10 protein-coding genes are annotated in these 13,229 nt (G+C 57.4%); 8 read left to right on the top strand and 2 right to left on the bottom strand.

What is annotated here, in order from left to right:
* Positions 1-124: 124 nt before the first annotated feature.
* The 7 genes from IFT53_RS13885 (at position 125) to IFT53_RS13855 (ending at position 9,812) form a co-directional block, all read left to right on the top strand.
* A complete protein-coding gene (locus IFT53_RS13885; RefSeq protein ID WP_192065426.1) occupies positions 125-2,017 on the top strand; it encodes an ABC transporter ATP-binding protein in 1,893 nt (630 codons plus the stop codon).
* Positions 2,014-3,915 (top strand): ABC transporter substrate-binding protein, encoded by a 1,902-nt coding sequence (locus tag IFT53_RS13880; protein ID WP_192065424.1) that lies wholly within the window; start codon positions 2,014-2,016, stop codon positions 3,913-3,915. Before IFT53_RS13885 ends, IFT53_RS13880 begins: the two co-directional genes overlap by 4 nt.
* 1 nt (position 3,916) lies before the next feature.
* Positions 3,917-4,915 carry an ABC transporter permease gene (locus IFT53_RS13875; RefSeq protein ID WP_192065422.1) on the top strand — a complete coding sequence of 333 codons (999 nt, stop codon included), beginning with the start codon at positions 3,917-3,919 and terminating at the stop codon, positions 4,913-4,915.
* Positions 4,912-6,087 (top strand): ABC transporter permease, encoded by a 1,176-nt coding sequence (locus IFT53_RS13870; RefSeq protein WP_192065421.1) that lies wholly within the window; start codon positions 4,912-4,914, stop codon positions 6,085-6,087. Before IFT53_RS13875 ends, IFT53_RS13870 begins: the two co-directional genes overlap by 4 nt.
* A 70-nt stretch (positions 6,088-6,157) precedes the next feature.
* Positions 6,158-7,360 carry a glycosyltransferase family protein gene (locus tag IFT53_RS13865; protein WP_192065419.1) on the top strand — a complete coding sequence of 401 codons (1,203 nt, stop codon included), beginning with the start codon at positions 6,158-6,160 and terminating at the stop codon, positions 7,358-7,360.
* A gap of 35 nt (positions 7,361-7,395) precedes the next feature.
* Complete coding sequence (locus IFT53_RS13860; protein ID WP_192065418.1) at positions 7,396-8,643, top strand: glycosyltransferase; 1,248 nt, start codon at positions 7,396-7,398, stop codon at positions 8,641-8,643.
* Positions 8,625-9,812 carry a glycosyltransferase family protein gene (locus IFT53_RS13855; RefSeq protein WP_192065416.1) on the top strand — a complete coding sequence of 396 codons (1,188 nt, stop codon included), beginning with the start codon at positions 8,625-8,627 and terminating at the stop codon, positions 9,810-9,812. The genes IFT53_RS13860 and IFT53_RS13855 overlap by 19 nt, the downstream gene beginning before the upstream one ends.
* Here the strand turns inward: IFT53_RS13855 and IFT53_RS13850 are convergent.
* Positions 9,802-11,034, bottom strand: a complete 1,233-nt coding sequence (locus tag IFT53_RS13850; protein WP_192065414.1) for an FAD-dependent oxidoreductase — start codon at positions 11,032-11,034, stop codon at positions 9,802-9,804. The genes IFT53_RS13855 and IFT53_RS13850 overlap by 11 nt on opposite strands.
* 18 nt (positions 11,035-11,052) lie before the next feature.
* Positions 11,053-11,745 (bottom strand): phosphatase PAP2 family protein, encoded by a 693-nt coding sequence (locus IFT53_RS13845; RefSeq protein WP_192065412.1) that lies wholly within the window; start codon positions 11,743-11,745, stop codon positions 11,053-11,055.
* Positions 11,746-11,879: 134 nt separating this feature from the next.
* On the opposite strand from IFT53_RS13845, the gene dxr reads away from it, so the two are divergent.
* On the top strand, positions 11,880-13,079 hold the full coding sequence (dxr, locus tag IFT53_RS13840; protein ID WP_192065411.1) for a 1-deoxy-D-xylulose-5-phosphate reductoisomerase: 1,200 nt from the start codon (positions 11,880-11,882) through the stop codon (positions 13,077-13,079).
* Positions 13,080-13,229: the final 150 nt, after the last annotated feature.

Genomic DNA, 13,229 nt, shown 5'->3' with positions numbered 1-13,229 from the left:
GAGCGAGCTGATATTTTCGCTGTTTCAGGAGCATAGACAGAACTACAGCCCTAAGATAACGTAGGTTTTATGGCCCTTAAATAACTGCCACAGGCACAATAAGAACGGTGAGGAAACCCTTGGCATGAGTTCAGGCGCCGATTTGCTTCGTATCGAGAATCTCGAGGTTTCCTTTTCTTTGATGGGCGGCAAGATCGATGCCGTCAGAAATGCCAGCCTGCGTATTTTGCCGGGCAAGGTCACCGCGCTGGTCGGCGAATCCGGCTCGGGCAAATCCGTCATCGGGCAGACCATCATGGGAATCCAGCCCCGCACGGCACGGGTCAAGGGTCGCGTGCTGTTTTCAGATCCTGATCGTTCCGAAAAAGGCGCTATCGATCTGCTGCAGCTGGAGCCAGATGGCAAGCCCATGCGGGCCATCAGGGGAAACCGCATCGGCTTGATCTTTCAGGAACCGATGACCTCGTTTTCGCCGCTGCACACAATCGGCAATCAGGTCGATGAAGCCTTGCGGATTCACTCTGTACTGACGCCTGCAGAGCGGCAGGAAAAAATGGAGGAAACGCTTGATCTTGTCGGCTTTTCCGACCCGAAAAAAATCTGCAACATGTACCCCTTCGAGCTTTCAGGCGGCATGCGCCAGCGCGCCATGATCGCCATGGCGCTGATCTGTCGCCCTGCTCTTCTGATCGCCGATGAGCCGACGACGGCGCTTGACGTGACCATTCAGGCGCAGATCCTGAAGCTGCTGCGCGATCTGCAAAGCCGCCTGAACATGAGCATGCTGCTGATCACCCATGATCTTGGCGTCGTGGCCAATATAGCCGACGAAGTGGCCGTCATCTATCAGGGCGAAATCATGGAATCCGGTCCGGTCGACGATATTTTCCGCGCGCCCTCCCACCCTTATCTTAAGGGCTTGATGGCCGCCGTGCCACACTTCAACATGAAGCCCGGCGAGAGGCTGAAAGCGCTTCGTGATGTCGTCATCGACAAGGAAAGCCTGATCGGCAAGAAAACCGAGGCCGTGGACAAGACCAAGGGTGTACTGCTCAGCGTCAACAATGTCAGCAAGACCTTCTCTACCCGCAAATCAAGCTGGTTCAGCTCGGGCAAATCCACCGCGACCAAGGCAGTCGATGGTGTAAGTTTCGATATTTTCCGCGGCGAGTGCCTAGGGCTGGTGGGCGAGAGCGGCAGCGGCAAAACGACAGTCAGCAAGATATTGATGCGTGCCGTGCGTCCCGATGAAGGGTCCCTGACATTTCACAGCAAGACAGGCGATATCGACGTTCTCAACGCTCGGGATGACAACCTGCGGGAACTGCGCACCAAGATACAAATGGTGTTTCAGGACCCCATTTCCTCGCTTTCGCCGCGCATGACAATCAGCAACATTCTAAGCGAGCCGCTTGAAATTCACGGCCGCGGCGATGCAAAATCCCGCGCCGAAAAGGTTCGTAACCTGCTCAAAGCCATCGGCCTTGGCGAAAGTGCGCTCAACCGCTACCCCCACAGCTTTTCCGGTGGGCAGCGTCAGCGCATCGGCATTGCAAGAGCCCTGACACTGGGCCCGGAATTGCTGATCTGCGACGAACCCGTCTCGGCGCTCGATGTTTCGGTTCAGGCACAGATCCTCAACCTTTTGAAGGATTTGCAGAAGGAGCTGGGCCTGACCTACCTGTTCATTTCCCACAATCTTGCCGTGGTGGATTATATGGCCGACCGCGTTGCCGTGATGTGCGAGGGAAAAATCGTGGAGCTTGCGCCACGCGAAGCATTGATGCGCAATCCGGTGCATCCCTATACGAAATCATTGCTGGCCGCCGTTCCGTTCCCGGATCTCGACAGGCCGTTGGATTTCAGCACCATCGCCAAGATCAGCGCCACCGGCAAATTTGATTGGGGCAAGCAGTTCCGCCAGAGCGATGATAGCGATCTGATCACGGCCGATCTCGGCGGCGGGCACCTCGTGCTGGCAAACGGAAATGTTGATGTTGCGGAGTTACGCTCGTGATCACGCGTCGAACGACCCTCGCCCTCCTCGCATCCGTTTTCGCCCCGTTCAAGGCATTTGCCGCCTATACGGATTCGGCGTTTCTGAAGGAAAAGATCGACAAGGGTGAGTTGCCGCCGCTCGACCAGCGGCTGCCGAAAAACCCGCGCGTGATGAACCTGAAAAGCCTTGGGCGCGAGCCGGGTAAACACGGTGGCTCGGTGCGCATGCTGATCGGTGGTCAGCGCGATATCCGCCTGATGCCGATCAACAGCTATGCACGGCTGGTTGGCTATGATGAGAGCTTCAATTTCCAGCCGGATATTCTGGAAGGATATACGGTCGATCAGGAACGCATCTTCACGCTGAAGCTGCGCGATGGCCACAAATGGTCTGACGGAAGCGACTTCACGACAGAAGATTTCCGCTATTTCTGGGAAGAGGTAGCGATGAACCGGGAGATTCATAAGGGCGGCCCCCCGATTGAATTGCTGGTTTATGAAAAGCCACCTTTGGTGGAGGTCATTGATCGCCTCACGGTGCGCTATACGTGGGAAGGTCCGAACCCCGACTTTCTGGCCAAGCTGGCTGGTGCGTCTCCTGCACGCCTGTGCCTGCCCGCTGCCTATATGAAGCAGTTCCACGCCAAATATCAGACCCCTGAAAATCTGGCTAAGCTGGCAAAAAAGAACAAGGTGGATGACTGGAGCAGCCTGCACATCAAGATGTCGCGGCAGGTGCGGCCTGAAAACCCGGATCTGCCGACGCTCGACGCCTGGCGCAACATCACCTATCCGCCTTCGGAACAGTTCATTTTCGAGCGCAATCCCTACTATCACCGCGTCGATGAAAACGGCCTGCAACTGCCCTATCTCGACCGCTTCCTGCTGAATGTGACCTCGTCGGAAATCATTGCCGCCAAGACCGCATCAGGCGATAGCGATCTGCAATTCATGGGGCTCGATTTCAACGACTATACCTATCTCAAGGATGCGGAAGATCGCTTTCCGCTGAAGGTCAGTCTCTGGACGCGCAGCCAGGGGTCGCGCGTCTGCCTGTTGCCGAACCTGAATTGCGGCGATGAAGTCTGGCGAACACTGTTCCGCGATGTGCGGATGCGGCGTGCCCTCTCGGTCGGTATCGACCGGCATGAGATCAACATGGTCTGCTTCTACGGGCTTGCCAAGGAAAGCGCTGACACCGTCCTGCCGGAAAGCTCGCTGTTTCGTCCGGAATTTGCCAAGGCATGGGCTGACTTCAACCCTGCCATGGCAAATGCCCTGCTGGACGAGCTGGGGCTGACCAACCGCAATGACAAGGGCGTGCGCCTGCTGCCCGATGGGCGGCCTGCCCATATCATCGTTGAAACGGCTGGCGAAAGCACGCTGGAAACAGATGTGATGGAACTGGTAACAGACCATTGGCGCAAGCTCGGCATCTCGCTTTCCAGCCGTCCCACGCAGCGCGATGTATTTCGCAAGCGCGCCATGGGCGGCGAGGTGATGATGTCGGTGTGGTTTGGCATGGACAATGCGGTACCGACGCCGGACATGCTGCCCGCGGGCTTGGCACCGACTGGCGACGATCAGCTGCAATGGCCGGTCTGGGGCGTCCATTATCTCTCCGGCGGGCGCGAAGGCACGGCACCGGATCTTGCCGCGGCGTCCGATCTTCTGGCTCTGTTGAAGAAATGGCGGGTCAGCATCACCGAGGAAGAGCGGCGGGCCATCTGGCTGGAAATGCTGGGGATTTACTCGCAGCAAGTCTTTTCCATCGGCATCGTCAACAGCGCGCTGCAGCCCATCGTGCACGCGGCCCGAATGCGCAATGTGCCGGAAAAGGCGCTCTACGGTTTCGAGCCGACCTCCTATCTCGGTGTCTACATGCCAGATGCGTTCTGGTACGACGGAGACGCATGACATGCTCAGATATATTCTAGGGCGCCTTCTGGTAATGATCCCTACCCTCATCCTGATTTCGATGCTGGTCTTCACCATCATCGAATTGCCACCGGGGGACTATTTCGAGAGCTATGTCTCGGAAATGCGGGCCATGGGTGAAACGGCCAATATGGCCGAGATTGAAGAATTGCGGGTCCGCTATGGCTTCGATCAGCCAGCGCCGATCCGGTATTTTCGCTGGGCAACCGGCATGCTGGTCGGCGACTTTGGATACTCCTTCGAATACCAGCTTCCCGTCAACGAAGTCGTCGGCGACCGCCTGTGGCTGACCATGCTGGTGTCCTTTGTCACCATCATCGTCACCTGGATCATCGCCTTCCCCATCGGCATCTATTCGGCCACGCATAAATACAGCTGGGGTGATTACGGCCTGACCTTCATCGGGCTTTTGGGCATCGCCATTCCTAATTTCATGCTGGCGCTGATCCTCATGTATTTTGCCAATATCTGGTTCGGCACCTCCATCGGCCACCTGATGGACCGTGAATTTCTGAACCAGGATATGAGCTGGGCCAAGTTCAAGTCCATTCTGGAGCATCTGTGGATACCGGTTCTCATCATCGGCACGGCGGGCACGGCTGGAATGATCCGCCGCTTGCGCGCCAATCTGCTGGATGAGCTGCAAAAACAATATGTGGTCACGGCCCGCGCCAAAGGTCTGCACCCTTTCAAGGTGCTGACGAAATATCCGCTGCGCATGGCGCTGAACTTCTTCATCTCGGATATCGGCTCAATTCTGCCAGCTATTATCTCAGGTGCTGAAATTACGGCCATCGTTCTATCGCTGGAAACGACCGGCCCGATGTTGATCCGCGCCCTGCAAAGTCAGGACATGTATCTGGCTGGTTCCTTCCTGATGTTCCTCGCATTCCTGACGGTGATTGGCGTGCTCGTCTCTGATATCGCACTGGCCATTCTCGATCCGCGCATCCGCTTTGGAGGTGGTAACCTGAAATGACCACCTCCCTTCCAAAGCCCGGCGAGCCATTGCCGCATTTCGTCTCCACCGCTCCGTTCGATCCCAGTCTCGTAGAGCCAACGACATCAGGCATGGCCGCCTTCAATAAAGCCTCTCAGTTCAGGCTGATGTGGTGGCAGTTTCGACAGCACAAGCTGGCGCTTTATTCCGGCGCCTTCCTGCTGTTCGTCTATCTGTCGATCATGATCTGCGAATTTCTTGCGCCCTATAATCTGCACACCCGCAATGTTGAGAATATTTACGCGCCTCCGCAGGCCATCCACCTTTTCCATGATGGCGAGTTCATCGGCCCCTTCGTCTACGGGCGAACCATGAGCCTGGACATGGAAAACCTGCGGCGGGTCTATACGGACATGCCAACGGATGTTCAGAAGCTGCGCTTCTTCTGCCGGGGTGACGACTACAGGTTCTGGGGTCTTTTCGACAGCAACGTGCATCTGGTCTGCCCTGCGCAAGACGGCCAGATGTATCTGCTCGGCACCGACCGTCTTGGACGCGACGTGCTGTCGCGCATCATCTATGGTGCCCGCATTTCGCTCACAATCGGCTTGCTGGGTGTCGCCATGAGCTTCGTGCTCGGCATTGTGATTGGTGGCCTTGCCGGCTATCGCGGCGGCGTGTTCGATTTGATCGTCCAGCGCATCATCGAGGTGCTGCAATCCATTCCCAGCATTCCGCTGTGGCTGGCGCTGGCCGCCATCATGCCGGTCACGTGGAGCCCCATCCTCGTCTATCTGGGCATCACCCTTATTCTGGGGCTTCTGGACTGGACCGGGCTTGCTCGTGCCGTGCGCTCCAAGCTTCTGGCACTGCGCGAGGAAGACTATGTCTTGGCCGCGCAGCTTATGGGTGCCAGCACCCCGCGCATCATCGGCAGGCACCTCATTCCCGGCTTCATGTCCCACCTGATCGCATCCGCGACGCTCACAATACCGGGCATGATTCTGGGTGAAACCGCACTCAGCTTCCTAGGCTTAGGCCTTCGCCCACCGATCACAAGTTGGGGCATTCTGCTCACAGAAGCGAGAAGTGTGAGCGTGATTGCCCTTTATCCATGGCTTCTTCTGCCGACAGTACCGGTAGTCCTCGTCATCTTGGCCTTTAATTTCTTCGGCGATGGACTACGTGATGCGGCTGACCCTTTTAAATAACCACGGACTGTCCAGTGCCCCATCCAACCAACAAGACCCGTCAAGCGAACCGCAACAAGAGGTGCTGTCCATGAGCACTCGCCTGAAAGACGTGCGCATCTTGATGTATAGCCATGACTCGTTCGGTCTCGGCCATTTGCGCCGTTGCCGAACCATTGCTCATGCGCTGGTCGAGGATTATCGTGGTCTGAACGTTCTGATCATTTCAGGCGCAACAATTGCCGGTGCCTTCGACTATCGCGCCCGGGTGGATTTCGTCAAAATCCCAAGCGTCATCAAATTGCGAAACGGCGAATATACCTCGCTCGACCGGCATATCGATCTTCAGGAAACCCTGAAGATGCGCCGCTCGATTATTTATCACACCGCCGAAAGCTTCCAGCCGGATATCTTCATCGTTGACAAGGAACCCATGGGGCTGCGTGGAGAGGTGGAGGAAACGCTCGCCTATCTCAAGGAGAAAGGTACCAAGCTCGTCATTGGCCTGCGCGACGTGATGGACGCGCCGCAACTGCTGGAAGCCGAGTGGAAGCGCAATGATATCCTCCCCAAGATCGAGCGTTATTACGATCACGTCTGGGTCTATGGTCCACCTGATTTCCATGATCCGCTGATGGGGCTGGATGTGCCCCCAAAGGTGCGCGACAAGATGGATTTCGTCGGTTTCCTGCAACGCTCGAAGACCCAATCGGAAAGCACATCGCATCGCACCGAAGGCGATTACATTCTGGTGACGACGGGCGGCGGCGGCGATGGCAGTGAGCTGATCGACGACGTGATCAATGCCTACAAGGCAGACTCGGAGCTGACGCACAAAGCCCTGATCGTTCTCGGCCCCTATATGCCGGGCGAGCAGCGCCTGCGCTTCATGCAGAACACATCCGATATTCCCTATATCGAGATCATCGAATTCGACAATCGCATGGAAGACATTGTTGCGGGAGCCAAGGCCGTCGTTTCCATGGGTGGCTACAACACGGTGTGCGAAATCCTCTCATTCGACAAGCCAGCCCTCATCGTGCCGCGCATCGTACCGCGTGAAGAGCAATTGATCCGCGCCAGCCGCGCATCGGAACTGGGGCTGTTTGACATGCTCTTGCCTGAAGATGCGGAGAACCCGCTGCGTATGGCGCAGGCGCTCAAGGACCTGCTCAAGCGCGCGCCTCCCTCAGCCAATGGCCGTAACCTCAAACTGGATGGGCTGGAAAACATTTCCAAACGGATTGCGGAATGGCTTCAACCTGAAGACACCGCCAAAACCGCCAATGCCTGAGCCTGGGTCTGCACCCAGAAAGAGATGCTGATATCGTGACCGGCAACAAGAAAATCATGGTTCTGCTGAAAGGCTACCCACGCCTTTCAGAAACTTTCATCGCGCAGGAACTGCTGGGCCTTGAAAAGGCAGGGCTGGAGCTGGAACTTGTGTCCATGCGCCGCCCGACGGACAAGAAGCGCCACCCGGTGCATGATGAAATCCGCGCCAAGGTAACTTACCTGCCGGAATATTTGCATGAGGAACCTCTCCGTGTGCTGAAAGCCTTTTGGGCTTGCCGCAGCAAACCGCGTTTCGGACAGGCGCTTAGGCGTTTCTTTGGGGACCTTCGCCATGATCTCTCACGCAATCGCTTTCGCCGTTTCGGTCAGGCTGCCGTGCTGGCGCATGAATGGCCTGCCGACGCTGGCTGGCTGCATGTTCACTTCATCCACACACCCGCATCCGTCGCCGCCTACACACATCTGATTACAGGCATTCCGTGGACGATTTCCGCCCACGCCAAGGATATCTGGACCTCGAGCGATCGGGATCTGGCGGCCAAGCTGGACAGCGCCCGCTGGGCCGTGACCTGTACCGCGAGCGGCTTCCGTCACCTGCAAAATCTTTCCGGCGAAAAAGCCAATGTGCATCTGAGCTATCACGGCCTCGATCTCACGCGCTTTCCACACAATGACACCCCGCGACCGCCTCGCACTGGCTCCAATCCGGATGATCCTGTCCGTATCTTGAGCGTCGGCCGGGCCGTGAAGAAAAAGGGCATAGATATCCTTTTGCGTGCGCTGGCAGCGCTGCCACCATCGCTGCACTGGCAATTCACCCATATTGGCGGTGGAGACGAGTTGACCACACTCAAGGCGCTGGCATCCGAACTCGGGCTTTCGGAGCGGATCACCTGGACCGGGGCGATGGACCAGAAACAGGTGCTGGAGCATTATCGCGCGGCGGATCTCTTCGCGCTCGCCTGCCGCATCACCAGCGATGGTGATCGCGATGGGCTTCCTAACGTGCTGGTGGAAGCGGCAAGCCAGAGCCTTGCCTGCATTTCCACCAACATCTCAGGCATACCGGAATTCTTCGTGGATAGTGAAAACGGATTGCTGACAGCGCCCGATGATCCCGCAGCCTTTTCCCAGGCGCTGCAAAGCGCTATCATCGACCCGGACCTTCGCTCCCGGCTGGGAATGGCGGCAGAGAGCCGCGTTCGCACCGCATTTGACCACCGCAACAGCATCACCGAGTTGAAGGCACTGTTCGAGCAGGAATGGGAGAAAACCCAGTGACCGCAAAGAAACCCGCACCCCGCGTCTTTTTCTATGTGCAACATCTGCTTGGCATCGGCCACATCGCCCGCGCCAGCCGCGTTGCCCGCACTCTGGTCGCAGACGGTTTCGACGTAACGCTGGCAACGGGTGGAACGCCTGTTCCGGGCTTTCCGGGCGAAGGTATCCGCCACATCGAACTGCCCCCCATCGCCGTCAGCGACGGCAGTTTCTCCGGTCTCGTCGATGCCACCGGGCAGCCGGTGGATGACATGTTCAAGGACAGCCGCACCAGCATGCTACTGGGCGCCTATCACGGCACCAGACCCGATATCGTCATCATCGAGGCTTTCCCTTTTGGGCGACGGCAGGTGCGTTTCGAACTCATGCCACTTTTGAGCGCCATCGAGCGCAGCATCGAGCGTCCGCTTGTGATGACATCATTGCGTGACATCTTGCAGGAACGTGCCAAACCCGGCCGCGACGAAGAGACGATTGCGCTCGTCAAAAAGCACTTCGATACCGTTCTCGTGCATGGAGACCCGAATTTCGTGCGGCTGGAAGAGACGTTTCCGCTGGCAGACCAGATCAGCCAGCGCATCGTCTATACCGGCCTTGTCGCAGCACCTAGGCAGGAGCCACCGCAGGAGAGATTCGATGTCGTCGTTTCCGCAGGCGGCGGGGCTGTCGGGGCGGCACTCATCCGCGCAGCACTGGACGCTGCACCCATGATCGATGCGGTCAAGAGCTGGTGCCTTATCACCGGCCCGAATATGCCGAAAGCGGATTTCGATGCCATTTCAGCGCAGGCTGGTGAGGGCATCTCGGTCTTCCGGTTTCGCAAGGATTTTGCAAGTCTGCTGTCAGGCGCAAAGCTTTCCATTTCGCAGGCCGGTTACAATACAGTTTGCGACATCCTGCAGGCCAAGTGCCGCTCGCTCCTCATTCCCTTCGCTGCCGGTGGAGAAACGGAACAGGGCGCGCGCGCATCGCGACTGGCAAAACTGGGGCTTGCCCATGTGCTGGAAGAAAGCGCCATATCACCGCAATCCATGGCGGATGCCATCCAGCAGGCGTTGAAGCTGCCGGAACCTGATGAGATCGATCTCGATCTGGATGGGGCGGCGGGCACAGCCAAAATATTGCGTCGTCTCTATGACGAGCGGGAATTCGACAAGCTCAATAATTGATCTTTTCGCGCCGGAAGCCCAGACCAATCAGCCTGCCTGCCAGATGGGCGAGCAGTGGAAAGCGCATGATGGCCAACACGAAGGCGGGTGGTCCCTTCGCCTTTTTGGCGTCAGCCTGATCCTTCTTGTTCTTACTGCGCATCATCAACTGCAAACGTTGCGTCGCCTTTGTCGGGAAGGTCCGGCGCTTCTCGATGGCCGCCAGATCGGTATCCGCAATCAAGCGCCGGGCCGATAGGATCGGGATGAGCACATTGGCCGCCGCCACCGCATCCTGAATGGCAAGATTGACACCCACGCCGCCGATTGGCGACATCGCATGTGCCGCGTCACCAATGCAGATCACCCCCGGCTTCCACCATTGTTTCAGGCGGTCGATGCGCACCGTCAGCAGCCATGCATCGTCCCAGCTTCCAATTTCCGACAGGCGTTCACGTGGAAGAGGGCATACTTCGGCAACGCGCTCTTGAAAAGCCTCCAGCCCCTGTTCCCTGAACTCCGCATAGGTGCCTTTGCGCACCACATAGCCGCACTGCCAATAATCGCCGCGATCAATCAGCACGAAGCCCTGTCGCGGACCGGCATGCCCCATGGTCTCATCAGGATCCCCATCCTGTTTTGACAGGCGCATCCAGACCACTTCGGTTGGAACACCAAAGCTCTCGATTTCCAGACCGGCCTTTTCCCTGACGATAGAATTGCGCCCGTCAGCTCCGATCACCAGATCGGCTTCGATGTTAAGCGCGCCTTCTGGTGTCTCGACAACAAGTCCGCGCACCCTGCCGTCATCCTGGATCAGTTCCTTGACCGGTGCGTTCATCAGCAATCGAAAGTTTTCGAACTGCCCAGCCTTGCCCGCAATGAAGTTCAGAAAATCCCATTGTGGCATGAAGGCGATGAAGCGGTTCTTGACCGGCAACCACGAGAAATCGGCGATGGCTATTTTCCTGCCGCCAATTTCGGCGTGCAGCTTTTCCGCCCGCGTGTGCGGCAGCGCCAGAAATTCCCTGATGAAGCCGAGTTGCGCGATGATCTCAAGCGTCGAGGGGTGAATGGTGTCGCCACGAAAATCCCGCAGGAAATCGCTGTGTTTTTCGATGACGGTGACATCAACATTGGCACGCGCCAGCAAAAGCCCCAGCATCATGCCAGCTGGCCCGCCACCCGCAATCACCACCGTGGTCTTGATAGAGCGAACGGCTTGCGTTTCAGCGTGATCCATTGAGGTTCCTCTTGTCGATCATCCAGCTGAACTCACCGCGTTTTTCGGATGCGGCCAGCCATTTGCGTCGAAACGGAAAATCCACTCGGAGCGGGCGAAGATGAAAGCAAATGCCATCGCCGTCCATGTTCCCAGAAGGAGACCTGCTGCCACGTCGCTTGGGTAATGCGCACCGACGATAACCCTGGACACGCCGATAACAAGAGCAAGCCCGATAAACACGAAGCGGAAACGCGGTATCAGCATCATGAAGGCGCCGAAGAAAGACCCGGCAGCTGCCGAATGTCCTGATGGAAAGCTCTCATAGATATGGTCGCCGGTAAACGGCGTCAGGCTGTAAGCACCCATTTCCAGCAACAGTTCAGGCCTTGCCCGCCCGATCAGAAACTTCAGAAGATGAACGAGGATGCTTGCAGTGCCGATGGTCAGGAAGAAATAGAGCAAGAGCGACCATGCCTTTCCAAGGCGTGTGGCATAGGCAGAGCGCGTCAGCACACGCGAGACGACATAGGCGAGAATAGCCAGAAGACCTGTGCTGTAGAGCATCCAGCGAAATGTTCCGAAATCGGTAATGGCATTGTTGAAGCCGACGACCGGGGCGGGAAGCGCTTGCGCCCGCTGCGAAATAGCGGGATCAAACGGAATGAGGACCAGCACCAGAACGAAGGTCGCTGCCAAAATCCAGCCACTGGAAACAAAAAAACGTCGCATGCTACTTCTCTTGATGAACAGTGCTGGACTATGCGTTTGGTGTCCCCCAAAGACAAGAGTGCCTTTCCTTCTTGTTATACCCACCTTTCGCTTGTAGACGCTTGAGAGACAGAGTTGAGAAAAGCCGGATACATATGACGCATTCCAATGGCCCGACCTCCCCCGAAAAGCTGACCATACTGGGCTCCACCGGTTCCATCGGCACGAACACGGTTGATGTCGTCAATCAACTTGGCGGACGTGACCGGTTCGATATTATGGCGCTGACCGGCGCTGGCAACATAGCACTGCTGGCCGAGCAATCCCGTGCGCTGGGCGCTAAGCTGGCGGTCACGTCAGACGAGGGCAATTATCAGGCTCTGAAAGAGGCGCTTGCTGGCACCGATATCAAAGTCGCGGCGGGCAAAAACGGCTTGCAGGAAGCAGCCTGCATGGATGCCGACTGGGTCATGGCAGCGATTGCCGGAACGCCGGGGCTTGAGCCGACGCTGACGGCGGCGCAGCGCGGTGCCAATATTGCGCTGGCCAACAAGGAGTGTCTCGTTTCGGCGGGCGACGTCTTCATCCGCATCATGAAACAGGGCGGCGGCACGCTCATACCTGTTGATAGCGAGCACAGCGCCATTTTCCAGTGCCTGGAGCCTGCCAACAAAGCCAATGTCGAGCGTATCGTACTGACAGCATCCGGCGGTCCGTTTCGCACCTTCAGCCGCGAACAGATGGCGGGTGTCACGGCAGACATCGCCCGCGCCCATCCCAACTGGTCGATGGGCCTCAAGGTTTCCATCGGCAGCGCCTCCATGTTCAACAAGGCGTTGGAGATGATCGAGGCGAAATACCTGTTCGATCTTCGCCCCGACCAGATCGAGGTGATCGTCCATCCCCAATCCATCATTCATTCCATGGTGGCCTATACGGATGGATCTGTCATCGCCCAGCTTGGCTGCCCGGATATGCGCACGGCCATCGCTTACGCGCTGACCTATCCCGCACGCGGCGAGATTGACGTTGAAAGACTGGATTTCACCAAGCTCGCGCGGCTGGATTTCGAAGCCCCTGATGAGGTTCGCTTCCCCGCGCTACGGCTGGCCAGAACCGCACTGGAGCGTGGCGGGGCGCAGGGTGCGATACTGAATGCCGCTGACGAAACCGCGTTCCACGCCTTTGTGGATGGCCAGATCGGCTTTCTCGATATGGCCGACATCGTCGAAATCGTCATGGATCGTTTGAACAACGGACAATCGGCCCAGACGATGGATGATGTGCTGGTAGCAGACGCCGAGGCCCGCATCCATGCGCGCGAAGCCATTCTGAACCGGCAGCAGGCGGCCTGAAACCACCATCACACGGATGAAGATGGGTGCGCTGCCATGATCGGCAGCGACATGGCAAAGCTGCGTCAAATCTCCATAATCGCAAATGCAGCATTGCCTGCCTGAGAAAAATTCGCTAAGCGGGACATGTAATGTAATTACATTACCTAA

This window comes from Rhizobium sp. CFBP 13644 (assembly GCF_014842165.1).
Classification (GTDB): Bacteria; Pseudomonadota; Alphaproteobacteria; order Rhizobiales; family Rhizobiaceae; genus Agrobacterium; species Agrobacterium tumefaciens_C.
This window is presented reverse-complemented; position numbering and strand designations above follow the sequence as displayed.